This window comes from Streptomyces sp. 3214.6, assembly GCF_900129855.1.
In the GTDB taxonomy this organism is placed as follows: Bacteria; Actinomycetota; Actinomycetes; order Streptomycetales; family Streptomycetaceae; genus Streptomyces; species Streptomyces soliscabiei.
Map to the genome: position 1 here is coordinate 5,199,557 of NZ_LT670819.1, position 25,080 is coordinate 5,224,636.

Here is a 25,080-nt window from a genome sequence, read left to right on the forward strand (position 1 = left end):
CCTCATGCGCGCCCAACTGGCCCGGGTAGACGCGGTGCTCGTACAGGCGCTCATCGCCGCCGCGCTGTCCTTCGCCCACATTCACGACGTCGCCGTGGCGGCCGGACAGGACGGCTGGAAAGCCTGGGCCTACCCCGTCTCCGTAGACCTGCTGCTCGTCGCCGCCTGGCGTCGACTGCGCTCCGGGTCGTCCAAGGGTGCGGCCTGGTGCTGGTTCGTCATCGCGCTCGCCGCCTCCCTCGGCGCGAACGTCGCCACGGCCGGCCTCCTCGACCTTGCCGACGTCCCGGCCTGGCTGCGCATCCTCGTCGCGGGCTGGCCCGCCGTCGCCTTCCTCGGCGGCACCCTCCTCGCCCACTCGCCCGCAAAGGCGGCCACGGCCGTCGAGACGACCGAGGACCAGGAGGACGAACCCGAACACCCCGAACCCACACCCGACCCGCCCGGCCGACCTGCCATCGAGGCACCACCGGAACAACCCGCCGTCCCCGTCCCGGCCGCCCTCATCGACCACGCCCGCAAGGTCGCCGCCCAGCACCACACCCGCACTGGCGCCCCGATCGACACCCCGACCTTGCGCGCCCGCCTCGGCGTCCCGGCACCCATGGCCGACGCCATCGCCGCCCACCTCTGAGAGGAAGTCCGATGTCCGCGAACCGCCGCTTCCGCAACGTCACCCGCATCGGCCCCGTGCAGGTCGGCACCGCCTACGACCACCGGGGCCGCGAGAAGCACACCGCCGCCTGCACCGCCCCGCGCTGCAACTTCTCCGCCGACTACGACAGCCGCGCCGCCGCCGAGCTGGCCGCCCGTACCCACCGCTGCCCCGTCCGCTGAAAGGACCCCGTACCCCGTGACCGTCAGCCTGCCGCTCGTCGTCGTCCTCGGCTTCTTCGCCTGGGCGGCCGTCAAGTACCTCGGCGTCCGGACCTGGATCGTCGTGCTGATTGCCCTGTTCGGTTTCTGGCTCTCGCACACCTTCCTTGCCCCGGCCATCGAGTCCGGCACGCGCTCCGGAGTCACCGTCATAAACGGCCAACACATCTAGACGAGTAGACAGGAGATCTCGGCCATGTTCCTGCCCAAGTACCCGGACAACCCCACCCCGCCGCCCGCACACACCCACGCCCCGACCGACCCGGCCCCCGTCCCGATGCGGCGCTCGCTCCCGTCGATCTCCCTCGATCAGAAGACCGTCGCGGCCGTGCTCGTCGGCGGAGTCGTCCTCACCGCGCTGCTGGCCGCCGTCGCCGTCACGGCCATCTCGGTCGCCGTCGCCGCCGTGGTCCTGCGCTCCCTGCTCGGCGAACACCACCGCCGCTGACCTGCTGCGGCCAGACCTCCGGGGCGGCGCGACACAGCCACGCATCCGCCGCCCCGGCGGCCCACCCCTCCCGAAGTGCCCGTCAGAAGGAGCACCGCCATCTTCACCAGCAACACCCCGCCCCCACTCCCGGAACTCAGCAACCTCGCCGCAGGCGGCACCCTGCCCGGTATCCTCCGCCAGCTCTCCGGGCTCGGCGGCTGCACCCACCCCATCCGCCTCGACGGCCACCGCACCGAATACGACGTCGACACCGCCACCGGCGAGATCGGCCGCATCCTCCACCACCTCGACTCGGGCGACCTCCCGGCCGGCCAACTCCTCGTCCGCTGCAACAACCGACGCACGACCCGCTGCCCGGCCTGCTCCGAGGTCTACCGCCGCGACACCTTCCAACTGATCACCGCCGGACTGCGCGGCGGCAAGGGCACCCCCGAACACGTCGCCACCCACCCCCGCGTCTTCGCCACCTTCACCGCCCCCGGCTTCGGCCCGGTCCACAACCGCCGCACCGACGGACGCCCCTGCCGCTGCGGCGTCCGGCACGACCAGGAGGACGAAGCGCTCGGCACCCCGCTCAACCCGGACACCTACGACTACGAAGCCGCTGTCCTGTGGAACGCACACGCAGGCCCGCTCTGGCGCCGCTTCTCTACGTACCTGCGCCGGGAGGTCGGCAAGCGCGCCGGACTGTCACAGCGGGATCTCCGCGACCACGCCCGCGTCTCCTTCGCCAAGGTCGCCGAGTACCAGAAGCGCGGCGCGGTCCACTTCCACGCCGTCATACGCATCGACGGCCCCGGCGGCGGCGACACCCCGCCCCCGACGTGGGCCACCGCCGAGCTGCTCACCGACGCCATCGGCGCTGCCGCTGCCAAGGTCCACGTCGACGGACCCACCATCGACGGCCGCGCCCACACCTTCGCCTTCGGCCGCCAACTCGACGTCCGCACCATCCGATCCGCCGACTTCAACGACGGCCAGGAGCTCACCGAACGCGCCGTCGCCGCCTACATCGCCAAGTACGCCACCAAGGGCGCAGAGACCGCCACGGGAGCTCTCGACCGCCCGCTCAAGTTCGTCGCCGAACTCGCCCAGCTCGACATCAGCGAGCACGCCCGCCGCCTGATCCGAACCGCCTGGGCGCTCGGCGCACGCAAGGACCTCGAACACCTCCGCCTGCGGGCCTGGGCCCACATGCTCGGCTTCCGCGGCCACTTCTCCACCAAGTCCCGCCGCTACTCCACCACCCTCGGCGCGCTCCGCACCGCCCGAGCCGAATGGCGACGAGCACAGGCAGCAGCGAACGAACCCACCCCCGAGACGACGTACGTGCTCGCGCATTGGGTCTTCGCCGGAACCGGCCTCTCCGACGCCGAAGCCTGGCTCGCCGCATCCCTCGAACCCGCCCCCGGAACGGAAGGAGAGCCCACTCATGGCTGAGCCGCAAGCCACTGTCACCCTGCTGGGACCCTTCGACCCGTCCTTCGTCCTCTTGACCGTCGAGGAAGCGGCCCGGCGGCTCCGCATCGGCCGCACGACGTGCTTCCGGCTCGTCCTGGCCGGAGAGATCGAGTCCGTCACCGTCGGGCGGCTCCGTCGAGTCCCCGCCGACGCACTGCCCGCCTACGTGGCCAAGCTGCGCCACCGACCCGCCCACGCGGCCTGAGGGAGACGACATGGCAGAGAAGAACCGCAGCCGACAGCCCAACGGTGCCTCCTCGATCTACCTCGGCAAGGACGGCAAGTGGCACGGTCGTGTGACCGTCGGCGTCCGCGATGACGGCAAGCCAGACCGCCGCCACATCGAGCGCAAGACCAAGGCCGAGGTGACCAAGGCAGTCCGCGAGATGGAGCGGGCCCGGGACGACAAGAAGCTCAGGAAGCCGGGGCAGAGCTGGACACTCCAAGCCTGGCTTGAGCACTGGGTCGAGAACATCGCCAAGCCGTACGTCTCCGAGAACACGTACGACGGGTACGAGGTCGACGTCCGCGTTCACCTCGTCCCCGGCTTGGGCGCCCACAAGCTCGACCGTCTGGAGCCTGAGCACCTTGAGCGCTTCTACGGGAAGATGCAGGCGTCCGGGAGCTCGGCCGGCACCGCCCACCACGCCCACCGGACGATCCGGGTCGCCCTCGGTGAAGCCGTCCGGCGCGGCCACGTCGCCACCAATGCGGCCGAGATCGCCAAGGCTCCTCGCCTCGAAGAGGAGGACATCGAGCCGTACACGATCGAAGAGGTGCAGAGCCTCCTCGTCGAGGCGGCCAAGCTCCGCAACAGCGCGCGCTGGGTCGTCGCCCTGGCGCTCGGCCTCCGTCAGGGTGAGGCGCTCGGCCTGCACTGGGAAGACGTCGACCTCGACCCGGGGTACGTCCGCATCCGTAAGAACCGGCTCCGCCCGAAGTACGCGCACGGCTGCGGTGCCAATCCGTGCGGTAGGAAGGCTGGCTACTGCCCCAAGAAGGAGCAGACCCGTCGCGAGCACAAGTCCACCAAGTCCCGAGCCGGACGGCGCACCATCGGCCTGCCCGATCCGCTGATCAAGATTCTGCGCCAGCACCAGGAAGCCCAGGAGCGGGAGCGGATCGCGGCGGGTGCTGACTGGGAGGGCAAGGGGTACGTCTTCGCCTCGCCGATCGGCGGACCGCTGAGCCCCAACACCGACTTCCATGTCTGGAAGAGGCTTCTCCGGGACGCTGGCGTACGGGACGGCCGTCTCCATGACGCTCGCCACACCGCCGCGACCGTCCTCCTGATCCTTGGCGTCCCGGACGTCGTGATCGACTCGATCATGGGTTGGGAGCCTGGGGGAGCCGCCCGGATGCGCGCCCGGTACATGCACGTGACCGGGACCATGCTTCGCAAGGTCGCGCACCAGGTTGGCGACGCGCTCTGGGGTGACGTCTGACGCCCTGGGGGGGGGGGCCGACTCAGCTGGTCGCGAGGATCAGGCTCAGTGCAAGCAAGGCAAGTCCTGCCACGGCTATGACACTGCCAATGAGCTTGAAGAATCCAGGGCTGAGGCTCTCGGTGTCCGCGAGGCTCAGATTGCCAGTGCGCTGGCCCCTCAGCTCCAGAGCGGCTCGTCGGCGCGCCAGCGTTGTGTCAACGGCACCGCGCAGGTTGAACGCCCACCTCGCTCCGATGTAGACGGCTGCGGCCCCCAGGGCTGCGAGGAGAATCAGGACTGCTGTCGGGTCGGACGAGGCTGCGGCCGATGTAGTGGCGATCATGAGCATGACGAGCAGCATCGCAGGCGGCTGAATCGGATGTCACCGGATCGGCGAACTGAGACGGAAAGTGAGACGGACAACGTCGAAGGGGCCCGCTGCGAACAGCGGGCCCCTTCGACATCGTGCCCGGTGAGGCACTGGCGGAGGATACGAGATTCGAACTCGTGAGGGGTTGCCCCCAACACGCTTTCCAAGCGTGCGCCCTAGGCCTCTAGGCGAATCCTCCGCCGCAAACAATACAAGACGTTGAGGAGTGCTCGCGAACTCGTTCCCCCCGCTCAGATCCTGTAGCCTGTGCGAAGCCCCTCACGCGGCGCTATCTGACTGAACTCCCCCAGGGCCGGAAGGCAGCAAGGGTAGGTTGGCTCTGGCGGGTGCGTGGGGGGCGCTTGCGTTTCACCGGCTCGGCGATGCCCAGGGGGCCCCGGGATCGTGCGTGGGGCCCGATGTCAGTGGTCGCCTATAACCTCGTATGCGTGTCGTCTCTCGCGCTGTACCGCCGCTATCGCCCGGAGTCGTTCGCCGAGGTCATTGGGCAGGAGCATGTCACCGACCCGCTGCAGCAGGCGCTGCGGAACAACCGGGTCAATCACGCGTACCTGTTCAGCGGGCCGCGTGGGTGCGGGAAGACCACCAGCGCGCGCATCCTGGCCAGGTGTCTGAACTGCGAGCAGGGGCCCACGCCGACTCCGTGCGGGGAGTGCCAGTCCTGCCGTGACCTCGCGCGCAACGGGCCCGGCTCCATCGACGTCATCGAGATCGACGCCGCCTCCCACGGTGGTGTGGACGACGCCCGTGACCTGCGGGAGAAGGCCTTCTTCGGGCCCGCCGGAAGCCGCTACAAGATCTACATCATCGACGAGGCCCACATGGTCACGTCGGCCGGTTTCAACGCGCTCCTCAAGGTCGTCGAGGAGCCCCCGGAGCATCTGAAGTTCATCTTCGCGACCACGGAGCCCGAGAAGGTCATCGGCACCATCCGGTCACGGACCCACCACTACCCGTTCCGGCTCGTGCCGCCGGGCACGCTGCGGGAGTACCTCGGCGAGGTGTGCCAGAAGGAAGGCATTCCCATCGAGGACGGCGTCCTGCCGCTCGTCGTGCGTTCCGGCGCGGGATCCGTGCGTGACTCCATGTCCGTGATGGACCAGCTCCTCGCCGGTGCGGGCGACGCGGGTGTGACATACGCCATGGCCACCTCCCTGCTCGGCTACACCGAGGGCTCCCTGCTCGACTCCGTCGTGGAGGCCTTCGCCACCGGTGACGGCGCCGCCGCCTTCGAGGTCGTCGACCGGATCATCGAGGGGGGCAACGACCCGCGCCGCTTCGTCGCCGACCTGCTGGAGCGGCTGCGCGACCTCGTGATCCTCGCCGCCGTTCCGGATGCGGCGGACAAGGGGCTGATCGACGCCCCGGCGGACGTCATCGAGCGCATGCAGGCCCAGGCCGGCGTCTTCGGTGCCGCCGAGCTCAGCCGTGCCGCCGACCTGGTCAACGAGGGCCTCACCGAGATGCGCGGCGCCACGTCGCCCCGCCTCCAGCTCGAACTGATCTGCGCGCGCGTGATGCTGCCCGCCGCCTATGGAGACGAGCGGTCCGTCATGGCCCGCCTCGACCGCATCGAGCGCGGCGTGAACTTCTCGCCGGGCGGCGGTGGCGGTATGGGTATGCAGGGCGCCCCCACGATGGCCCCCGCCATGCCTGCCATGGGGTACGTGCCCGGCCCCGAGGCACACGGCGGCTCCGCCATGGGCGAGGGCGCGTCCATCCCGCCCGGCAGCGGGGCCGCGGCGGCCCGCGCGGCGGTACGAGGGCAGGGGCCCGGGCCAGGACCGGGGCAGGGGCAGGGGCAGGCTCCGGGGCAGGCGGCTGCGCCTGCCGCCGCCGGGCCCGCGCCGATCCAGCCCCCGGCCGCCGCGCCTGCGGCCACCCCGACGCCCGCTCCCACTCCCATGCCCGCTCCCGCTCCTGCCGCCCCTCCCGTCGACGAGCCTCCCGTCCAGCCCGCCCCCGGCGCCTGGCCCACCCCCACCGCGGCGGGCAGTGGCCGTCGTCCCGGCGGCTGGCCGACGGCCGCCCCCGCGGGTGGTGGTGGACGCCCGCAGACACCCGCCCCCGCCGGACCCCCGGTCTCCGCCCCGACGGCGCCCCCCGCGCCCGCGTCCGCCCCCGGGCCCGGGCCCGCTGCCGCGTATGCGCCTCCGTCCGGCGGCCTCGACCCCCGCATGCTCTGGCCGAACATCCTGGAGGCGGTCAAGAACCGTCGGCGCTTCACCTGGATCCTGCTCAGCCAGAACGCGCACGTCGCCGGTTTCGACGGCGCGACCCTTCAGCTCGGCTTCGCCAGCGCCGGCGCCCGCGACAACTTCGCGAGCAGCGGCAGCGAGGATGTGCTGCGACAGGCGCTGGCCGAGCAGTTCAGCGTCCAGTGGAAGATCGACGCGGTAGTCGACCCGTCCGGCGGCTCGGCGCCCCCGCCGACCGGCGGTTTCGGCGGCGGAGGCAGTGGCGCCGGTGGCGGTGTCGGCGGCGCTTCGGGCGGCTACGGCAGTCCCGGCAACGCCGGTGGTTACGGCAGTTCCGGCGGCTACGGCGGTGGCGGTACGTCCGCCCCATCGGCCCCGTCGGCCATGAACACGGCAGCACCCCAAGCCCAGGCACACGCGCAGGCACAGGCACCGACCGCTCCCGCCGCCACCGCCCAGCAGGCGCCCGCTTCGGCGCCCGCCCCCGCGGCCCCCGCCCCCGAGCCGGTGGCTCCCGAGGACGACACCCCTGAGGACGACGACCCGGACCTCAACGAGTCGGCCCTCTCCGGCTACGAACTGATCGTCCGGGAGCTGGGAGCGACGGTGGTGGAGGAGTTCACCAACGAATAGCGCGAAGAGCGCGAAGAAATGCGCGGGCGCGGAGAGACGCGCGAGGCGGAGAGCACGACGGGTTGTTCGTAGGAACGCACAGTGCCGTCGCGCCCCGGCCTTCGGAAGCCCGCACAAACGCCCCGGCCCCGGCCGGTTAGGCTGACCCCGTGAACGTCCTCGTCATCGGCAGCGGCGCCCGCGAACACGCCCTGTGCCGCTCACTGTCCCTCGACCCCGCCGTCACCGCGCTGCACTGCGCCCCCGGCAACGCCGGCATCGCCGAGGTCGCCGAGCTGCACCAGGTCGACGCCCTGGACGGCGAGGCCGTGTCCGCGCTGGCCGTCGAGCTCGGCGCCGAGCTGGTCGTCGTAGGCCCGGAGGCGCCCCTGGTGGCCGGGGTCGCCGACGCCGTGCGCGAGGCGGGCATCCCGGTGTTCGGCCCCTCGAAGGAGGCCGCTCAGCTGGAGGGCTCCAAGGCGTTCGCCAAGGACGTGATGGCCGGGGCCGGTGTGCCGACCGCCCGCTCCTACGTCTGCACGACCCCCGAGGAGGTCGCCGAGGCCCTCGACGCCTTCGGCGCGCCGTACGTCGTCAAGGACGACGGTCTCGCCGCCGGCAAGGGCGTCGTCGTCACCGACGACCTGGAGGCCGCCGCGGCGCACGCCGCCGCGTGCGAGCGAGTCGTCATCGAGGAGTTCCTCGACGGCCCGGAGGTCTCCCTCTTCGCGATCACCGACGGCGAGAGCGTCGTCCCGCTGCAGCCCGCCCAGGACTTCAAGCGCGCGCTCGACGGCGACGAGGGCCCGAACACGGGCGGCATGGGCGCCTACTCGCCGCTGCCCTGGGCCGACCCGAAGCTGGTGGAGGAGGTCCTTCAGACCGTTCTCCAGCCGACCGTCGACGAGATGCGCCGCCGGGGCACCCCCTTCTCCGGTCTGCTCTACGCCGGCCTCGCGATCACCGGCCGCGGTGTCCGTGTCATCGAGTTCAACGCCCGCTTCGGCGACCCGGAGACACAGGTCGTCCTGGCCCGCCTGAAGACGCCGCTGGCCGGAGTCCTGAAGGCCGCCGCCACCGGCGACCTCGCCGACCTGCCGCCCCTGCGCTGGAGGGACGACGCGGCCGTCACCGTCGTCATCGCCTCGCACAACTACCCCGGCACCCCGCGCACCGGCGACCCGATCACCGGCCTCGCCGAGGTGGCCGCCGAGGACGCCCCGCACGCGTACGTCCTGCACGCCGGGACGAAGGACGACGACGGGACGGTCGTCAGCGCCGGTGGCCGTGTGCTGTCCGTCACCGCGACCGGTGCCGACCTCACCGAGGCCCGCGAGCGCGCGTACAAGGCGGTCGCGCGCATCGGCCTCGACGGTTCCCAGCACCGTACGGACATCGCCGCGAAGGCGGCTGCGGACGCGTAACACGTGTTCCGAGCGGACGGACCGGCGGGCGTGTGACGCGCGTCTCAGTAGGTATGTCCCAGGCCCCGGGCCTCAGGGAACTCCGCATGGAGGAGCCCTGAAACCTGGGGCCTGATCGTTGCCCACCGTCATCCACCTTTCCCCAAAGCCATTCCATCGAGTGAGCGCTGAGCTATCCGGCTGACGTGGGCCGGAGTGCCAACTAGGGTGCGGCGCAAGCGTCCCGGCACAGGTTCCGGCACTTGGCCCACCGGCATTGCGATGTCAGTGGGCGGTGCCACAGTGGGGGAGTGAGCACTGCGAAGACAGCCGGGGGAAACAGGACTGCAGGGAGGGGGTGAGGTCCGGTCGTGACCGGTATGCGTGTGGAGGTGGGCGCGCAGGCCGCGCGTGCCCGGGCGCTCGCCGTGCTGCGTATCCGCAGCCGGGCACTCGCCGTCGCGCTGCTGCCCGCGGCAGCCGCCGTGATCCTGCTCGCGGGCGGTTCCACCGGGCACCTCGTGGGCCAGGGGTGGGACACCGCACGCTGGGCCGTGGTCGTCGTCGCGGTCGTCGTGCTGCTGGCCGCCGGTGTCATCGCCCTGGTCGTGGCCCGGGCCCGGCCCGCCGTCAGTCCCACGGTCGCGATCGCCGAGGAGTCGGCCCCCGACCTGTACCGGCTGGTGCGTGACCTCGCCGACCGCCTCGACGTCCCGGCGCCCTCCGCGATAGCGCTCACGCCGGACTGCGACAGCTGGCTGGAGGACCGCACCCACCCGGCGCACGGCCCGCCCCCGCCCCGCGACGGCGACGAGATAGCGGGCGCGGGAGGTCCCCACGGCCCCCTCCACCGTCGTACGACGGCGGCGCCCGTCCTCGTCATCGGCTCGCCGTTCCTGTGGTGGATGCGCGTCGGTGAGCTGCGCGCCGTCCTCGCCCCCGTCGTCGCCGGTACGGGACCCTCCGCGCACCCCGACATAGCCGCGGCCCGGCGCTTCGTGCGCGGGCTGGACGCCGCGGTGGCCGGCTGCGCCTCCCGGGGCAACCGTTATCCCGTCCTGCGGCCGGCCTGCTCGGGCATCGGCTGGGTCGCGCGGCTGATGCTGCGTGGCTGCCAGGTCCACGCCGGCGAGATGGAGCGGGGCGTGGCCGCCGCGGCGGCCGAGCGTGCACAGGCTGTGGATTACGGGCTGCGGATCGTCGCCCAGGAGCAGGTGGGGCTGGCGTACGCGGGCTGGGACCGGCTCCTCACGCGCGTGGCGCTGCCCGCCTGGCGGATGGGCCGCTGGCCCTCCCGGCTGGACGCGGGGGTCGTCGCCGCCCTCACCGAGCTGTCCCGGCGCGACCGCCTGGCCGAGGGCTTCGCCTCCCGGCTCGGTGAGCGCCCCGCCTGCGACCTGCTCGAAGAGCCCGGCACCATCGACGAGGCGGCCTCGCTGCTCGCCGCCCGCCTCTTCCACGGCGGGCCCGCGGACCCCGGCCCGGACTGGTCGCCGGTGGCCTGGGACGACTACCCGGACGAGGTCGTCGACCGCAAGTGGCGCACCGACGCGGCCCGCCTCCACCGCGTCCTGGACGCCCTTGGCGTCCGCCGCACCCCCGACCCCGTCACCCACCCCCACGGCCCCACCCTGTCCCGCATCTTGGACCACCTGACAACCACCCCCCAGCAACAACCCCACCCCAACCCGGAGACCGGGCCCAACCCGGAGACCGGGCCCCACACGGCGGACGGTGCCCGTGCGGTGGACGGTGCCCGCGCGGTGGACGGTGCCCGCGCGGTGGACGGTGCCCGCGCGGATGGGCCCAATGCGGCGGATGGGCCGCGCATGGCGGATGGCACTCACGCGGCGGAGAGGCCCCGCATGGCGGATGGCACTCACGCGGCGGATACGCCCCGCATGACGGACGGGTCCCACGCGGTGGACGGGTCCCATGCGGTGGACGGGCCTCGCATGGCGGACGAGTCCCACACGGCGGACGGGCCCCGTGCGGCGGACGGGGCCTATATGCCCGACGGGGTCCAGGTGCCGGACGGGATCCACCTGCCGGACAACTCCCAGGTCACCGGTACCTCTCGGATCGCCGACGACTCCCGACCGCTGGACGACTCCCGACCGCTGGACGACTCCCGACCGCTGGACGACTCCCGACCGCTGGACGACTCCCGACCGCTGGACGACTCCCGACCGCCGGACGACTCCCGACCGCCGGACGACTCCCGACCGTCAGACGACTCCCACGTCGCGGACACCTCCCATCCGTTGGGCGCGACCCCTCCCACGGACGCCTGTTACCCGACGGACACAAGCTCCTGGAGGGACACTCCGCGTCCGAGGGACACGGTTGTTCCCCCGGACCCGGTCGCCCCGACGGACCCGGGCGCCCCGACGGACCCGCTCCGCCAGGCTGGCCGCCCTCGGTCGGCGAACCCGCCCCGGCCGGAGGACCAGCTCCAGTCGACGAACCACTCTGAGCAGGTTGACCGCCCCGAGTCGGCCGACCGCTCCGACTCGGCGGGCGGTTCCCGCCGGACGGATGCGCCTCATCCGGCGGACCCGGCCCATCCGGCGGACCCGGCCCATCCGGCGGACCCGGCCCATCCGGCGGACCCGGCCCATCCGGCGGACCCGGCCCATCCGGCGGGCCGTCCCGCGTCGGTTGACCGTCCCGCGTCGGTTGGCCGTCCCGCGTCGGCGGACGGCCCCGCCTTGGTTAACCGTCCCGGCTCGGTTGACCGACCAGTCCCGGATGACCGCTTCGGCTCCGTTGGCCGACCCGAGTCGGCGGGTGGTTCCGGCCGAGCGGACACGAGGCCGCTGCCCGAGGTGCCGGGCAGGCCCTCGGCTCCGGAATCCGGACGGATGCCCTCCCGGTCTGCCTCCGCCGAATCTCCCAACGCCCCTACTCCCGCTCCTCACCCCATCCCCACCCCCGACAGTGAGGACCCCCCGCCTCCCAACCCCCGTAGCGCCGCTCTGGCCGCTCGGCTTGGGGTCGAGGTCGGGCGGGAGGAGGCGGTGGCCGCATTGGCCGCTCCGGCCGGCTCCCCGTTGCCCGGGCAGGGCCCGGACATGGCCCTGTGGGACGACGACGCGCTCCCCCTGTTCCCGCTCCAGCCCCCGCGCACCGACCGCGAGCTGCTCGCCGACCACGTCACGGCGATGGTCTGCTGCGCCGCGATGGACACCCTCGGCGCGACGCCGGGCCTCGACTGGCTCGACGGCCCGACCCTTCTGGTCGACGGCCAGCGCGTCGCCGACCTGACCCCCCGCATCCTCAGCCTCGTCGAGGACGGCGACGCGGCCCCCCTGCGCACCTGGCTCGTGGAGCTGGGCATACGACCGGAGAAGCCGGTACGGCTCGGCTGAGCGCATTCGGGCGCGGGCACCGATGCGGACGCGGGGGCCGCCCCCGGAATCCCGCCGCCACCGCCACCCGCCAACCCCACCCCCCAGCCCTCACCCCTCAGCCGCCGAATACCTATCGGAGCGACGGATTCCACTTTCGGCCAATTCGCAATGAATAGTGACTGTCTGCGCGCGTTATGTGATGTGCTGGGACCGATAGCGCCCATGGCAAGGGCTTGCGACATAGGACATGCGACATCCGACGAACGCGCACGGCCGCCACGTACGCACGAACCATCACGGGGGCACAAGGGAGGGGGAGCACCATGGGACCCGGACCAGAACCGGAGCGCATCCGCCGATGGGAGTCGGGAGCGCTGGCCCACGCCGTGACGGACCCCTTCGGGCAGGGCCCCGTCCCGTGGCTGCGCGGCAGCGAGACGTACTTCGACGACACCGGAAACGTCGTCCCCTGGTACGTGGACCAGACCCCCGCCCCCGCCACCGCCACCCGCCGCGGGGCACCCCGCGTCCCCGCCCCCCGCGGCGCGGACGCCGCCGGCGGCCCCCGCTCCGCCGACGACGTCCGACGGCAGATCAAGGGCTTCATTTCCACCGGCGCGGTCGCTCCCGGCGACGCCGTCGACTTCCACATCACGGTCGACCCGCCGCAGGAATTCAGCGTCGACATCTACCGCATAGGCCACTACGACGGCGACGGCGCAGCCAAGATCACCACCAGCCCGCGCCTCTCCGGCATAGTCCAGCCCCCGCCCCTGACCGCGGACCGCACGGTCTCCTGCCACCACTGGTGGCTCTCCTGGCGCCTGCAGGTGCCGTCGTACTGGAACGTCGGCGCGTACGTCGCCGTCCTCACCACCGTCGACGGCTACCGCTCCCACGTCCCCTTCACGGTCCGCGACAACCGCCCCGCCGACCTGCTCCTGGTCCTCCCCGACGTCACCTGGCAGGCCTACAACCTCTACCCGGAGGACGGTCGCACCGGCGCCAGCCTCTATCACGCCTGGGACGAGAGCGGCCGTCTCCTCGGCGAGGCCGACGCCGCCACCACGGTCTCCTTCGACCGGCCCTACGCGGGCGCCGGCCTCCCCCTCCATGTCGGCCACGCCTACGACTTCATCCGCTGGGCCGAGCGCTACGGCTACGACCTCGCCTACGCCGACGCCCGTGATCTGCACGCCGGTCACCTCGACCTCGCCCGTTACCGGGGCCTCGTCTTCCCCGGCCACGACGAGTACTGGTCGACGCCCATGCGCCGCACCGTGGAACTGGCCCGCGACAGCGGCACCTCTCTGGTGTTCCTGTCCGCGAACTCCGTGTACTGGCAGGTGGAGTTGGGGGCGTCGCCGTCCGGCGTGCCCGGCCGTCTGCTCACCTGCCGCAAGCGCAAGGGGCCCGGCAAGCCTGTCCTGTGGCGTGAGATCGACCGCGCCGAGCAGCAGCTGGTCGGCATCCAGTACGCGGGCGGGGTGCCCGATCCGCACCCGCTGATCGTGCGCAACGCGAACCACTGGCTGTGGGAGGCGACCGGCGCGGGCGAGGGCGACGGTATCGAGGACCTGGTCGCGGGCGAGGCCGACCGCTACTTCCCGCGCACGCCCCTCCCGCCCCACGAGGAACGCATCCTCCTCGCTCACTCCCCGTACACCGACACCGAGGGCGCCCAGCGTCACCAGGAGACCTCCCTCTACCGCGCCCCCTCCGGCGCCCTGGTCTTCGCTTCCGGAACCTTCGCCTGGTCCCCGGCCCTGGACCGCCCCGGCCATGTGGACGCCCGTGTCCAGCGCGCCACCGCCAACCTCCTGGACCGCATCTGCAAACGCGACTGACGCCCGTACGCCGCTCGTCCCACCCGCTGTCCTTGGTCGATCCCGATGTACGGGACAATCGACCCACTAGGCCCGCCCGTCTCCCACCACCACCCTGCTCGAGCCCTGCGGGCACCCCTTTGTTTCAACCACGGGGAGGAACCGTGTCCGGATTCGTAGAAAAGCCCGAGCCTCTTCAGGTGCCTGGCCTGGTGCATCTGCACACCGGCAAGGTGCGCGAGCTGTACCAGAACGAGGCGGGCGATCTCGTGATGGTGGCCAGCGACCGCACGTCCGCCTTCGACTGGGTGCTGCCGACCGAGATCCCCGACAAGGGCCGCGTCCTCACGCAGCTGTCCCTGTGGTGGTTCGACCAGTTCGCCGACCTGGTCCCGAACCACGTCCTGAGCACGGAGCTGCCGGCCGGCGCGCCCGCCGACTGGGCCGGCCGCACCCTGATCTGCAAGTCGCTGCGGATGGTCCCAGTCGAGTGCGTGGCCCGCGGCTATCTCACCGGCTCGGGTCTCGCCGAGTACAAGGAGTCCCGCACGGTCTGCGGCCTCGCCCTGCCCGAGGGCCTGGTCGACGGCAGCGAACTGCCCGCGCCGATCTTCACCCCCGCCACCAAGGCCGCCGTCGGCGAGCACGACGAGAACGTGTCCTACGAGGAGGTCGCCCGCCAGGTCGGCGCCGACACCGCCGCCGAGCTCCGCCAGGCGACCCTCACCGTCTACGGCCGCGCCCGCGACATCGCCCGCGACCGGGGCATCATCCTCGCCGACACCAAGTTCGAGTTCGGCTACGAGGGCGAGACCCTGGTCATCGCCGACGAGGTCCTCACCCCGGACTCCTCCCGCTTCTGGCCCGCCGACCGGTGGCAGCCCGGCCGCGCCCAGCCCTCGTACGACAAGCAGTTCGTGCGCGACTGGCTGACCTCGGCCGAGTCCGGCTGGGACCGCGCCGGCGAGCAGCCCCCGCCGCCGCTTCCCCAGCAGATCGTGGACGCGACCCGCGAGAAGTACGTCGAGGCCTACGAGCGCCTGACGGGCACCCGCTGGAGCTGACCGCACGACGGGGGCCGCCGACAAGGGCCCACGACAAGAGCCCATGGCGAAGACGCCACGACAAAGGCCCCGGTCGATGACCGGGGCCTTTGTGCTGGAGCGGACGACGAGGCTCGAACTCGCGACCTCAACCTTGGCAAGGTTGCGCTCTACCAACTGAGCTACGTCCGCACTGCGCCGTGGTGAATGTGCCGTGGCGCGAGGCCAACTATACCCAACCCCGCTCCCGGGCGACCCGCACCGCTGCGTGCCGGTTCTCCGCCCCGAGCTTGGACACGGCCGACGACAGATAGTTGCGGACCGTCCCCTGCGACAGCGCGGCCCGCTCGGCGATCTCCGCGACGGGTGCCCCGTCGGCGGCGAGTTCGAGCACCTCCGTCTCGCGCGAGGTCAGCGGCGAGTCCCCGGCGGCGATCGCGTCGGCCGCCAACTCCGGGTCGACGTAACGGTTCCCGGCGTGCACGGTACGGATGATCTCCGCGAGTCGCTGCGCGCTCACCGTCTTCGGGACGAACCCGCGTACACCCGCAGCAAGCGCCCGCTTGAGGTGTCCCGGCCGGCCGTGGCTGGTGACGATCAGTGTCTGGCAGCCGGGCAGTTCGGTGCGCAAAGATGTGGCGACCTTCACACCGTCCGCGCCCGGCATTTGAAGATCCAGCACGGCCACGTCGGGCCGGTGCGCCCGCGCCATCGCCAGCGCCTCCGGTCCGGTGGCCGCCTCGGCGACGATCATCAGGTCGTCCTCCAGGGAGAGCAGCGCGGCCAGGGCGCCCCGGATGAGGTGCTCGTCATCGGCGAGCAGTACCCGCACCGTCATGAAGTGACCTCTCTCACAGCAGCCTTTCCGCTCAGCGGTACCTCGGCGACCACCCGGAACACGCCCGCTCCGACGAGCCCGGACTCCAGCGTTCCGTCGACCCCCTGCAGCCGTTCCCGCAGTCCGGCGAGTCCCGACCCGCCGCCGCCTTCGGCGGGGGACCCGGCGCCGTCGTTCTCCACCGTCAGCACCACATGTCCCGCCGTCCTGCGCAACGCCACCGAGCAACGCCCGGCGTCTCCGTGCCGCAGCACGTTGGTGGTGGTCTCCCGCACCACCCAGCCGAGCGCGGACTGCACCTCGGCGGGCAGCCCGCCGCTCTCCCCGCTCACCTCGCACGCGATCCCGGCCGCCGTCAACACGCCCTGCGCTCCCGCGAGTTCGACGCCGAGGTCGGCCTCCCGGTAGCCCCGTACAACAGCGCGTACCTCCCGCTGCGACTCCTGCGCGATGCGCTGCACCTCGATCATCTGCTCCAGGGCGTCCGGCCGTCCGCGCCGGGCCAGCTGCACGGCCAGCTCGCTCTTCAGGGCGATCACCGCCAGATTCCGGCCCAGCACGTCGTGCAGGTCCCGCCCGAACCGCAGTCGTTCCTCGGCGACGGCGAGCCGGGCCTCGACCTCGCGGGCCCGTTCCGCCTCCCAGAGCACGGACAGGGTCCAGGCGCCGCAGCGGCAGGCCAGCAGCGAGAGGAGCGTTCCGAACGCGGTCAGCGCCCCGACCATCACGATCCCGGCGGGGTCGGGGTCGGCCCAGGCGAACGCGGCCATGAGCACCACGGCGAGGACGGCGGACCCGCGCAGGAACACCCGTACGGGGGTGACGAGCCCGTACAGCAGTCCGAAGGGCAGCAGCGCCGCGCCGATGAACAGTCTGATCGCCACCGGGTCGGTGCCGCCCTGCCCGGAGAGGGCCAGGATCAGCGCCAGCTCCAGGGCGAGCAGGACGGTGGCGGGACGTAGCGCGCGGGCCGGGAGTTCGGTGCGGCCCAGGTAGTGGTCGAGCACCGACCGGGTGAGCCGGTTCGTCTCCGCGCACTGCAGGACGCCCACGAGCAGCAGCAGCCCGCCGAGGACCAGCGGCACGGGCCTGCGGTGGACGCCGCCCACCAGCGGCAGCGCCAGCCAGGACGCGGAGAAGAGCCAGACCGTGGCGTACCAGGTGATCAAGGTCTGCAGCTCGACCCGTTGCGCCTTGCTGCGCTCCCGCCAGTGGCGCCGCTGCCACCCCCGTATCCAGCCCAACACCGTTCCCCGCCCCCTCAGGCCCTGTCGGCCTAGCGCCTCGGCTCCCACCGGAACCACCGCTGTACAGCAAACACCGCCAGTACCGTCCAGGCCAGCGCGGTCGCCAGGGCGCCCAGGGCCTCGTACGCCGACAGGTTTCCGGTCCAGCCGCCGCGGATCAGGGTGATCACCGGGGACAGCGGCAGCAGTTCGCAGACGGAGGCGAGCCGGTCGGGCAGCAGTTCCAGCGGGACGGTCACCCCGGAGCCGGTCATCGACACGAGCACCATCGGCATCGTGGTGACCTGTGCGCTCTCCACGGTCCGGGTCACCGTCGCCGTGACAGCCGCGAGCGCCGCGCACATCACCAGGCCCAACAGCAGCCCCAGCACCGCGAGATGGGGCGCTTTCGGGGCCGGTACGTCGAGCAGGACCGTGGAGCCGGCCACCAGCACCAGGGACTGCACCAACCCGGTGGCGAGGACCGGCAGCGCCGCCCCGCCGAGGATCTCGGCGTCCCGCAGCTCGCCGGTCCGCAGCCGCTTCAACACCAACTCCTCGCGCCGGGCGGTGTAGATGGCGGCCAGCGCCGAGTACACCCCGAACAGCAGCGAGAACCCGATCGCGGCGGGCAGCAGCACCAGTCCGACGCTGAGCCCGACATCCTCCACGCCCATGTCGTCGACGACCGACGCCAGGCTGACCGGCAGCACCAGCGGCACGAACACGGCCGTGATGATCGTGCTCTTGCTGCGCCCGAGCAGCGTCAGCTCGGCTCGCGCGAGGGCGACCATCCGGCTCGCGGGAGTCGTGGCCGTACGCCCGTCCGTACCGGTGGCGGCCGCGCCCCTGCCCTCGGAGTCCTGCACCGTCGCCCCGCTCATGCCGCGGCCTCCTCGGTCTCGCCGGTCTCGCCGGTCGCACCGGCCTCGTCACGGTGCGACGCCTCCCGGGCGATCCCAAGAAACGCCTCCTCTAGCGAGGCCGACCGCACGTCCAGCCGACGTAGTTCGACGCCGGCCCGCTCGGCCCACACCAGCAGGCCGGTCGCCGCGCGCTGCAGCTCCCGCGTGCGCAGCCGTACGACGCGGCCCTCGCTCTCGTGACCGCACACGCCCAGCTCACCCAGGGGCGGCAGGTCGCCCATGAAGTACCCGTCGGGCAGTTCGAAGGTGATCCGGGACGGCTGGGCGCCGGTTACCTCGGCGGGTGTCCCCGCGGCGGCGATGCGGCCCTGGTGCAGGATGGCCAGCCGGTCGGCGAGGTGCTCCGCCTCCTCCAGGTAGTGGGTGGTCAGCAGCACCGTCGTACCGGTGTCGCGCAGGGCGCGTACCAGGTCCCAGGTGTCGCGGCGGCCCTCGGCGTCCAGGCCGGTCGTCGGCTCGTCCAGGAACAGCACCTCGGGCTCGCCGAGGACGGCGAGCGCGAGGTCGAGGCGTCGGCGCTCGCCCCCGGACAGCTGCTTGACCCGGACGCCGGCCCGCCCGGCGAGCCCGACCAGTGCCAGCGCCTCCCCGACCGGGCGGGCGCCGCTCACGCAGCCGGCCCACATCCGCGCGGTCTCGGCGACGGTCAGCTCGGAGGGGAAACCACCCTCCTGGAGCATCACGCCGGTGCGCGGCCGTACGGCGGCCCGCCCTGTGTACGGGTCATGGCCGAGCACGGAGACGCGCCCGCCGTCGGGCCGCGCGAGGCCCTCCAGCAACTCGACGGTCGATGTCTTTCCGGCGCCGTTGGTGCCCAGCAGCGCGAAGATCTCACCGCGGTCGACATGGAAGGAGATCCCACGGACCGCTTCGAACCCGCCCCCGTAGACACGCCGGAGGCCCGTGACCTCAATCACGTGTTCATTCGTGTTCATGCCTCCAGCGTCCCCGCGGTCGGAGGCCGTCAGCAGTGCGAGGTGTCACCACTCCGTATGACAAATGTCAGTCGGTCGCTCGCGCCGCGGATCGCTTCGCTCACGCCGCACGCCCGCACGCCCGCACGCACGAAAAAGCCCCCCGGTGGAAGCCGGGGGGCTTGATTCAGAGCGGACGACGAGGCTCGAACTCGCGACCTCAACCTTGGCAAGGTTGCGCTCTACCAACTGAGCTACGTCCGCATTGCCTCCGACCAGCTTTCACCGATCGGCGCGAGCACCAGCCTACCCGATCCACGACAGTGGTCGGACGGCCATGCAGAGCGGGTGACAGGAATTGCACACTGCGCCTTCCCCCTGGAAGGGGGATGTTCTGCTACTGAACTACACCCGCATGTACTCCGTGAGCTGGGCCTTTTCGGCCTCGCCCCTCGGCGTGCTCCAGACTCTAGCCGACCGGGAGGGGTGCAGCGCAAGTCGGTTCGTTCGAGGGGCGGGTGACCGGCCGTCGGCCCACGGCTCTGCGGGTGCCGTTCAGCGACGCGCCTCGCCGGGCGTCACTGCGCGTCGGCGAACGCCTCGTAGATCTTCTTGGGGATACGGCCGCGGGCCGGCACCTCCATCTTGTTGGCCTGGGCCCAGGCGCGGACCGCCGCGGGGTCGGGGGCGACCTCCGTCTGCTTGTACGCCCTGCCCGACCTCGACCGCTTGCGGCCGGCTTCCACGTAGGGCGCAAGCGCCTTACGCAGTTTCTTGGCATTGGCTTCATTCAGGTCGATCTCGTACGACTTGCCGTCGAGTCCGAAGGCGATCGTTTCCGCCGCTTCCGAGCCGTCGATGTCGTCAAAGAGAGTGACCACGACCTTCTGCGCCACGAATATCGGTCCCTTCGTCCGGCACCGCATACAGCTCAGCTGCGGCGAAGTGCCGAGTCTCGGCTATTTCCAATTCATTTGTACAGTGCGCGGAATGCATTGTGAAGCCCGACTAAATCTGTCCGCGTGTCCGAGCGCAATAGGTATCCGGGACTGTTCGGGGATCTTTCCAGTAACTTTTCGTGAACGCCCCCCTCCGATGCGGGATCGTGATGGCCGTCACGTAGCTTCCTACAACTCTACTCGCGTAGAAATTTTGTGCGGGTAGTCTGAAGACACCTGTTGGAGACACCCGCAGGAACCTGCTCAGCACCACACCACCGGGAGTGCCAGTGGCACGCGTCGTAGTCGACGTCATGCTCAAGCCGGAGATCCTCGACCCCCAGGGCCAGGCGGTGCAGCGCGCACTGCCGCGGCTGGGTTTCGAAGGCATCTCCGACGTACGTCAGGGAAAGCGATTCGAACTGGAAGTTGACGGACCCGTCGACGAGGCAGCCCTCGCCCGCATCCACGATCTTGCGGAATCCTTCCTCGCCAACACCGTGATCGAGGACTTCACGGTCAAGGTCGAGTCGGAAGAAGCAGTCGCGGGAGCCGCGAAGTGACCGCTCGTATTGGCGTCGTCACTTTCCCGGGAAGTCTCGACGACCGGGACACCCAGCGGGCGATCCGCCTCGCGGGCGCCGAACCCGTCGCGCTCTGGCACAAGGACAAGAACCTCCACCAGGTCGATGCCGTGGTGCTGCCCGGCGGTTTCTCCTACGGCGACTATCTGCGCGCCGGAGCCATCTCCCGCTTCTCGCCGGTGATGGAGACCGTCATCGAGCAGGCGAAGGCCGGCCTCCCGGTCCTGGGCATCTGCAACGGCTTCCAGATCCTCACCGAGGCCCACCTGCTTCCCGGCGGGATGCTCGGCAACGACCACCTCCACTTCATCTGCCGCGACCAGAAGCTGCGGGTGGAGAACGCGGACACCGCCTGGACCGTCGACTACGAGGCGGGCCAGGAGATCCACATCCCGCTGAAGAACATGGACGGCCGGTACGTCGCCGACGAGTACACCCTCGACAAGCTCGAGGCCGAGGGCCGCGTCGCCTTCCGGTACCTGGCCCGCGACGGAGTCGCCAATGAGCGGGGTAACCCCAACGGCAGTCTCCGCGACATCGCCGGCATCACCAACGAGGCCGGCAACGTCGTAGGCCTCATGCCGCACCCGGAGCACGCCGTGGAGCCGCTCGTCGGGTCGGGCCGCACCGACGGTCTCCCGTTCTTCACCTCGATCCTCAAGAAGCTGGTCAACGCATGAGCCGGACGCCTCTGGACACGGTCGAGCACGCGACCGAGACCCCCGACGTCGAGCTGCCCTGGGCCGAACTCGGCCTGAAGAAGGACGAGTACGAGCGGGTCGTGGAGATCCTCGGCCGCCGGCCCACCGGCGCCGAGCTCGCCATGTACTCCGTCATGTGGTCCGAGCACTGCAGCTACAAGTCCTCCAAGGTCCACCTCCGCCAGTTCGGTGAGAAGGCCCCCCAGTCCGACGCGCTGCTCGTGGGCATCGGCGAGAACGCGGGCGTCGTCGACGTCGGCCAGGGCTATGCGGTCACCTTCAAGGTCGAGTCGCACAACCACCCGTCGTACGTCGAGCCCTACCAGGGCGCGGCCACCGGCGTCGGCGGCATCGTCCGCGACATCATCGCGATGGGCGCGCGGCCGGTCGCCGTCGTCGACCCGCTGCGTTTCGGCGCGGCCGACCACCCCGACACCAAGCGCGTCCTCCCGGGCGTCGTCGCCGGCATCGGCGGCTACGGCAACTGCCTGGGCCTGCCGAACATCGGCGGCGAGGTCGTCTTCGACGCCTGCTACCAGGGAAACCCGCTGGTCAACGCGGGTGCCATCGGTGTGATGCGGCACGAGGACATCCACCTGGCGAAGGCCTCCGGCGCGGGCAACAAGGTCATCCTGTACGGGGCTCGGACCGGCGGCGACGGCATCGGCGGCGCGTCGATCCTGGCGAGTGAGACCTTCGACGACGCCAAGCCCTCGAAGCGTCCGGCCGTGCAGGTCGGCGACCCCTTCCAGGAGAAGCTCCTCATCGAGTGCACCCTGGAGGCCTTCGCCGAGAAGCTGGTCGTCGGCATCCAGGACCTCGGCGCGGCCGGCCTGTCCTGCGCCACGTCCGAGCTCGCCTCGAACGGCTCCGGCGGCATGCGCGTGACCCTGGACGACGTACCGCTGCGCGACTCGACGCTCTCGCCCGAGGAAATCCTCATGAGCGAGTCGCAGGAACGCATGTGCGCGGTCGTCGAGCCGGAGAAGGTCGACCGCTTCCTGGAGATCTGCGACAAGTGGGACGTCATCGCCACCGTCATCGGTGAGGTGACCGACGGCGACCGCCTGGAGATCTTCTGGCACGGCGGCAAGATCGTCGACGTCGACCCGCGCACCGTCGCCCACGACGGCCCGGTCTACGAGCGGCCGTACGCCCGCCCGGACTGGCAGGACGCCCTGCAGGCCGACGACGCGAACAAGCTGCCCCGGCCGCAGACGGGCGAGGAGCTGAAGGACCAGGTCCTCAAGCTCGTGAGCTCGCCCAACCAGGCCTCCAAGAAGTGGATCACGTCCCAGTACGACCACTTCGTGCAGGGCAACACCGTCCTCGCCCAGCCCGAGGACTCCGGCATGATCCGGATCGACGAGAAGACCGGCCTCGGCGTCGCCATCGCGACCGACGGCAACGGCCGCTACGCCAAGCTCGACCCGTACGCGGGCGCGCAGCTTGCCCTGTCCGAGGCGTACCGGAACGTGGCGACGACCGGCGCCAAGCCCCTCGCCGTCTCCGACTGCCTGAACTTCGGCTCGCCGGAGGACCCGGCGGTGATGTGGCAGTTCGCGGAGGCCATCCGTGGACTCGCCGACGCCTGCCAGCAGCTCGGCACCCCGGTGACCGGCGGCAACGTCTCGCTCTACAACCAGACCGGCGAGGTCGCCATCCACCCGACCCCCGTGGTCGCGGTGCTGGGAGTCATCGACGACGTCGCGCGCCGCACGCCCGTCGCCTTCCAGGAGGAGGGCCAGCTGCTCTACCTCCTCGGTGACACGCGTGAGGAGTTCGGCGGCTCGGCCTGGTCGCAGGTCGTCCACGACCACCTCGGCGGTCTGCCTCCCAAGGTCGACCTGGAGCGGGAGCGGCTGCTCGGCGAGATCCTGATCTCCGCCTCCCGCGACGGCATGATCGACTCCGCGCACGACCTGTCCGACGGCGGTCTGATCCAGGCGGTCGTGGAGTCGGCGCTGCTCGGCGGCAAGGGCGCCCGACTGGTCGTGCCGGACGGGCTCGACGCCTTCACCCTCCTGTTCTCCGAGTCGGCCGGCCGCGCCGTCGTCGCCGTGCCGCGCTCCGAGGAGCTCCGCTTCAACGACATGTGCGAGGCGCGCGGCCTGCCCGTGACCCGCGTCGGCGTCGTGGACGGTGACACGGTCGAGCTCCAGGGCGAGTTCGAGCTGTCGCTCGAGGAACTGCGCACGGCCCACGAGGAGACCATCCCGGCGCTGCTCAAGTAATCAGTCGTACGACGCCGAAGGCCTCGCCGGTTCACCACCGGCGGGGCCTTCGGCGTGATCGTCGTACCGTCACCGGCGACCCGGACGCAGGCTGAGGCGTTCCCCGTGACAGGGCAGGGAACGGCACGCACTGGCTAGGCTCACCGCCATGCCCCCGGCCAAGAAGCGCACGCGCGCCTACGACCCCGTCAAGATCCGCGCCGCGGTCACCGCGCAGTTCGGGAACGTACGCCGGGCCGTGGCCACGCTCACCCCCGAGCAGCTCGCCCTGCCCACGCGGCTGGCGGGCTGGACCGTCCAGGACCTCGCCGCGCACGTCACCATGGCGGTGGAGACCGTCAGCCGCAACCTCGACCGGCCCGAACCCCCGAAGGCCGAGCTCGCCCTCCTGGACTGGCCGTTCGCCACCGCCGTCCGAGCCGCCGGGATCTCCGACGACACCCTGGACCTCGCGGCCGCCCACCCCGGCCAAAACGCCCTGAACGCCCTCTACGCCCGCACCGAGGAACGGCTCACCGAGGCCCTCGCCACCGCCCCCGGCGACCGCCTCCTCGCCGCCCGGACCGGCGCCATCGCCCTCGCCGACTACCTCGTCACCCGCACCGTCGAACTCGTCGTCCACACCGACGACCTCAACGCCGCCGTCCCCGGCCTGGACATCCCCTACGACCGGCAGGCGCTCGCGGCCGCCACCCGGCTCCTCGCCGACGCCCTCGCCGTCAAGGCGCCCGGCGGCGCGACGGAGGTGCGGATCCCGCCGTACGCCGTCGTGCAGTGCGTCGAGGGCCCGCGGCACACCCGGGGCACCCCGCCCAACGTGGTCGAGACCGACCCGCTGACCTGGATCCGGCTGGCGACCGGCCGGGTGACCTGGCAGGACGCCGTCGAGGAGGCGAAGGTCGGCGCGAGCGGCGAGCGGGCGAACCTCGCGGAACTGCTGCCACTGATGTCGTAGCGGGACGCCACTGGTGCCGTGAGGGGAACCGGTCGTCTCCGGTGACCGTCACATCGGCATGCACACGTATGGGCACAAGCAGCGCATGATGGTGACGGCCGTGGCCGTCCTCGTCCCGCTCGCCGCGGCCTGCGGAAGCGAGAAAGCGGACGGCGGGCAGCCCGGCAGCGGGTCGGTGAGCGCCGAACAGCCCGTCACCGGGGTCCGGTGGAACGTCGACAGCGTCACCGTGGACGGTGCCACCCACCGTGCCCCCTCCGGGGCGCACGTCGAGATCGAGGACGGCAAGGCGGCGGGCAACTACGGCTGCAACAACTTCACCGCCAAGGTCGTCGTCGGGGTCGACACCATCCGGTTCACGGACTCCCGGTCGACCAGGATGGCCTGCACGGACCAGCCCATGTCCTTCGAACGCACGCTGGCCGGCACCCTCGGTCAGGGTGCGCTCACCACCAAGGTCAAGGGCGCCACGCTGACGCTCGCCACGGCCGACGGCGACCAGGTCCGGCTGACCAGGAAATGAGACCGGCCCGCGCCCGCCGGCATCATCGGTGTGCGACACCTCACTCGCGCACCCGGAACGGGTCCTCGCCGAATCGCCCCCGCAGCGCGTCCGACCGTCCAGTGGATCACTAAATCCGCCGCCTGACCTGCGAAAACAAGTCGATCATGGATGTGTCCACCCCCGAGTGATCCAGTTACCGGCGAGTATCCCCAATTCGG

23 protein-coding genes, 4 tRNA genes and 1 other RNA gene are annotated in these 25,080 nt (G+C 71.5%); 18 read left to right on the forward strand and 10 right to left on the reverse strand.

Going from position 1 to position 25,080, the window contains the following annotated elements:
• Nucleotides 1-4 precede the first annotated feature (4 nt).
• From B5557_RS23430 to B5557_RS23460, 7 genes are all read left to right on the forward strand, one after another.
• Nucleotides 5-634, forward strand: coding sequence for a DUF2637 domain-containing protein (locus tag B5557_RS23430; protein WP_079661310.1), 630 nt, complete (start codon nucleotides 5-7; stop codon nucleotides 632-634).
• Nucleotides 635-645: 11 nt separating this feature from the next.
• Entirely contained in the window at nucleotides 646-837 is a 192-nt protein-coding gene (locus tag B5557_RS23435) for a mobile element transfer protein (RefSeq protein WP_079661311.1), read from the forward strand.
• Nucleotides 838-853: 16 nt separating this feature from the next.
• Nucleotides 854-1,048, forward strand: coding sequence for a hypothetical protein (locus B5557_RS23440; protein ID WP_079661312.1), 195 nt, complete (start codon nucleotides 854-856; stop codon nucleotides 1,046-1,048).
• A gap of 24 nt (nucleotides 1,049-1,072) precedes the next feature.
• Complete coding sequence (locus tag B5557_RS23445) at nucleotides 1,073-1,324, forward strand: SpdD protein (protein WP_079661313.1); 252 nt, start codon at nucleotides 1,073-1,075, stop codon at nucleotides 1,322-1,324.
• Between the two features lie 162 nt (nucleotides 1,325-1,486).
• Nucleotides 1,487-2,767: a replication initiator gene (locus B5557_RS23450; protein WP_079664950.1), complete on the forward strand. Its 1,281-nt coding sequence runs from the start codon at nucleotides 1,487-1,489 to the stop codon at nucleotides 2,765-2,767.
• A complete protein-coding gene (locus tag B5557_RS23455; RefSeq protein WP_079661314.1) occupies nucleotides 2,760-2,993 on the forward strand; it encodes an excisionase family DNA-binding protein in 234 nt (77 codons plus the stop codon). Before B5557_RS23450 ends, B5557_RS23455 begins: the two co-directional genes overlap by 8 nt.
• 10 nt (nucleotides 2,994-3,003) lie before the next feature.
• Nucleotides 3,004-4,233 (forward strand): tyrosine-type recombinase/integrase, encoded by a 1,230-nt coding sequence (locus B5557_RS23460; protein ID WP_079661315.1) that lies wholly within the window; start codon nucleotides 3,004-3,006, stop codon nucleotides 4,231-4,233.
• Nucleotides 4,234-4,255: 22 nt separating this feature from the next.
• Here the strand turns inward: B5557_RS23460 and B5557_RS23465 are convergent, their stop codons facing one another.
• A complete protein-coding gene (locus tag B5557_RS23465) occupies nucleotides 4,256-4,564 on the reverse strand; it encodes a hypothetical protein (protein WP_143688219.1) in 309 nt (102 codons plus the stop codon).
• A gap of 132 nt (nucleotides 4,565-4,696) precedes the next feature.
• Nucleotides 4,697-4,784 (reverse strand) — tRNA-Ser (locus tag B5557_RS23470).
• 71 nt (nucleotides 4,785-4,855) lie between these two features.
• Here B5557_RS23470 and ffs point away from each other — a divergent pair.
• The 6 genes from ffs (at nucleotide 4,856) to B5557_RS23505 (ending at nucleotide 15,062) form a co-directional block, all read left to right on the forward strand.
• An RNA gene (gene ffs, locus B5557_RS23475) (signal recognition particle sRNA small type) lies at nucleotides 4,856-4,954 on the forward strand.
• Between the two features lie 80 nt (nucleotides 4,955-5,034).
• Nucleotides 5,035-7,437, forward strand: a complete 2,403-nt coding sequence (locus tag B5557_RS23480) for a DNA polymerase III subunit gamma and tau (RefSeq protein ID WP_079661317.1) — start codon at nucleotides 5,035-5,037, stop codon at nucleotides 7,435-7,437.
• A gap of 149 nt (nucleotides 7,438-7,586) precedes the next feature.
• Complete coding sequence (gene purD / locus B5557_RS23485) at nucleotides 7,587-8,840, forward strand: phosphoribosylamine--glycine ligase (protein ID WP_079661318.1); 1,254 nt, start codon at nucleotides 7,587-7,589, stop codon at nucleotides 8,838-8,840.
• A 359-nt stretch (nucleotides 8,841-9,199) separates the two neighbouring features.
• Nucleotides 9,200-12,190 carry a hypothetical protein gene (locus B5557_RS45305; protein WP_231976468.1) on the forward strand — a complete coding sequence of 997 codons (2,991 nt, stop codon included), beginning with the start codon at nucleotides 9,200-9,202 and terminating at the stop codon, nucleotides 12,188-12,190.
• Between the two features lie 305 nt (nucleotides 12,191-12,495).
• The gene (locus B5557_RS23500; RefSeq protein ID WP_079661319.1) at nucleotides 12,496-14,019 is read left to right on the forward strand and encodes a N,N-dimethylformamidase beta subunit family domain-containing protein; all 1,524 of its coding nucleotides are present in this window, start codon (nucleotides 12,496-12,498) and stop codon (nucleotides 14,017-14,019) included.
• Between the two features lie 143 nt (nucleotides 14,020-14,162).
• The gene (locus tag B5557_RS23505; RefSeq protein ID WP_079661320.1) at nucleotides 14,163-15,062 is read left to right on the forward strand and encodes a phosphoribosylaminoimidazolesuccinocarboxamide synthase; all 900 of its coding nucleotides are present in this window, start codon (nucleotides 14,163-14,165) and stop codon (nucleotides 15,060-15,062) included.
• 95 nt (nucleotides 15,063-15,157) lie between these two features.
• Here the strand turns inward: B5557_RS23505 and B5557_RS23510 are convergent.
• From B5557_RS23510 to B5557_RS23545, 8 genes are all read right to left on the reverse strand, one after another.
• Nucleotides 15,158-15,233, reverse strand: a tRNA-Gly gene (locus B5557_RS23510).
• Between the two features lie 37 nt (nucleotides 15,234-15,270).
• Nucleotides 15,271-15,879, reverse strand: coding sequence for a response regulator transcription factor (locus B5557_RS23515; RefSeq protein WP_079661321.1), 609 nt, complete (start codon nucleotides 15,877-15,879; stop codon nucleotides 15,271-15,273).
• The gene (locus B5557_RS23520; RefSeq protein WP_079661322.1) at nucleotides 15,876-17,126 is read right to left on the reverse strand and encodes a sensor histidine kinase; all 1,251 of its coding nucleotides are present in this window, start codon (nucleotides 17,124-17,126) and stop codon (nucleotides 15,876-15,878) included. The genes B5557_RS23515 and B5557_RS23520 overlap by 4 nt, the downstream gene beginning before the upstream one ends.
• A 29-nt stretch (nucleotides 17,127-17,155) precedes the next feature.
• Nucleotides 17,156-17,899, reverse strand: a complete 744-nt coding sequence (locus B5557_RS23525; RefSeq protein WP_079664951.1) for an ABC transporter permease — start codon at nucleotides 17,897-17,899, stop codon at nucleotides 17,156-17,158.
• A gap of 86 nt (nucleotides 17,900-17,985) precedes the next feature.
• Nucleotides 17,986-18,966 carry an ABC transporter ATP-binding protein gene (locus tag B5557_RS23530; protein WP_079661323.1) on the reverse strand — a complete coding sequence of 327 codons (981 nt, stop codon included), beginning with the start codon at nucleotides 18,964-18,966 and terminating at the stop codon, nucleotides 17,986-17,988.
• A 170-nt stretch (nucleotides 18,967-19,136) separates the two neighbouring features.
• Nucleotides 19,137-19,209: transfer RNA gene (locus tag B5557_RS23535), tRNA-Gly, on the reverse strand.
• Nucleotides 19,210-19,288: 79 nt separating this feature from the next.
• A tRNA-Gly gene (locus tag B5557_RS23540) sits at nucleotides 19,289-19,360 on the reverse strand.
• A 163-nt stretch (nucleotides 19,361-19,523) separates the two neighbouring features.
• Nucleotides 19,524-19,841 (reverse strand): histone-like nucleoid-structuring protein Lsr2, encoded by a 318-nt coding sequence (locus tag B5557_RS23545; RefSeq protein WP_079661324.1) that lies wholly within the window; start codon nucleotides 19,839-19,841, stop codon nucleotides 19,524-19,526.
• A 332-nt stretch (nucleotides 19,842-20,173) separates the two neighbouring features.
• Here B5557_RS23545 and purS point away from each other — a divergent pair, with 332 nt between their 5' ends.
• From purS to B5557_RS23570, 5 genes are all read left to right on the forward strand, one after another.
• On the forward strand, nucleotides 20,174-20,446 hold the full coding sequence (gene purS, locus B5557_RS23550; protein WP_020131278.1) for a phosphoribosylformylglycinamidine synthase subunit PurS: 273 nt from the start codon (nucleotides 20,174-20,176) through the stop codon (nucleotides 20,444-20,446).
• Nucleotides 20,443-21,147 (forward strand): phosphoribosylformylglycinamidine synthase subunit PurQ, encoded by a 705-nt coding sequence (purQ, locus tag B5557_RS23555; RefSeq protein WP_079661325.1) that lies wholly within the window; start codon nucleotides 20,443-20,445, stop codon nucleotides 21,145-21,147. Before purS ends, purQ begins: the two co-directional genes overlap by 4 nt.
• Nucleotides 21,144-23,402 (forward strand): phosphoribosylformylglycinamidine synthase subunit PurL, encoded by a 2,259-nt coding sequence (gene purL / locus B5557_RS23560; RefSeq protein ID WP_079661326.1) that lies wholly within the window; start codon nucleotides 21,144-21,146, stop codon nucleotides 23,400-23,402. The genes purQ and purL overlap by 4 nt, the downstream gene beginning before the upstream one ends.
• 148 nt (nucleotides 23,403-23,550) lie before the next feature.
• Complete coding sequence (locus tag B5557_RS23565) at nucleotides 23,551-24,357, forward strand: maleylpyruvate isomerase family mycothiol-dependent enzyme (protein ID WP_079661327.1); 807 nt, start codon at nucleotides 23,551-23,553, stop codon at nucleotides 24,355-24,357.
• A gap of 58 nt (nucleotides 24,358-24,415) precedes the next feature.
• Nucleotides 24,416-24,880, forward strand: a complete 465-nt coding sequence (locus B5557_RS23570) for an META domain-containing protein (protein ID WP_079661328.1) — start codon at nucleotides 24,416-24,418, stop codon at nucleotides 24,878-24,880.
• Nucleotides 24,881-25,080: the final 200 nt, after the last annotated feature.

Bases quoted from the DNA above. Each gene is read 5' to 3' on its own strand.
- B5557_RS23430 (WP_079661310.1), top strand. From the start codon at position 5: ATGCGCGCCCAACTGGCCCGGGTAGACGCGGTGCTCGTACAGGCGCTC.
- B5557_RS23435 (WP_079661311.1), top strand. From the start codon at position 646: ATGTCCGCGAACCGCCGCTTCCGCAACGTCACCCGCATCGGCCCCGTG.
- B5557_RS23445 (WP_079661313.1), top strand. From the start codon at position 1,073: ATGTTCCTGCCCAAGTACCCGGACAACCCCACCCCGCCGCCCGCACAC.
- B5557_RS23455 (WP_079661314.1), top strand. From the start codon at position 2,760: ATGGCTGAGCCGCAAGCCACTGTCACCCTGCTGGGACCCTTCGACCCG.
- B5557_RS23460 (WP_079661315.1), top strand. From the start codon at position 3,004: ATGGCAGAGAAGAACCGCAGCCGACAGCCCAACGGTGCCTCCTCGATC.
- B5557_RS23465 (WP_143688219.1), bottom strand. From the start codon at position 4,564: ATGCTCATGATCGCCACTACATCGGCCGCAGCCTCGTCCGACCCGACA.
- B5557_RS45305 (WP_231976468.1), top strand. From the start codon at position 9,200: ATGCGTGTGGAGGTGGGCGCGCAGGCCGCGCGTGCCCGGGCGCTCGCC.
- B5557_RS23500 (WP_079661319.1), top strand. From the start codon at position 12,496: ATGGGACCCGGACCAGAACCGGAGCGCATCCGCCGATGGGAGTCGGGA.
- B5557_RS23515 (WP_079661321.1), bottom strand. From the start codon at position 15,879: ATGACGGTGCGGGTACTGCTCGCCGATGACGAGCACCTCATCCGGGGC.
- B5557_RS23525 (WP_079664951.1), bottom strand. From the start codon at position 17,899: ATGGTCGCCCTCGCGCGAGCCGAGCTGACGCTGCTCGGGCGCAGCAAG.
- B5557_RS23530 (WP_079661323.1), bottom strand. From the start codon at position 18,966: ATGAACACGAATGAACACGTGATTGAGGTCACGGGCCTCCGGCGTGTC.
- purL (WP_079661326.1), top strand. From the start codon at position 21,144: ATGAGCCGGACGCCTCTGGACACGGTCGAGCACGCGACCGAGACCCCC.
- B5557_RS23565 (WP_079661327.1), top strand. From the start codon at position 23,551: ATGCCCCCGGCCAAGAAGCGCACGCGCGCCTACGACCCCGTCAAGATC.
- B5557_RS23570 (WP_079661328.1), top strand. From the start codon at position 24,416: ATGCACACGTATGGGCACAAGCAGCGCATGATGGTGACGGCCGTGGCC.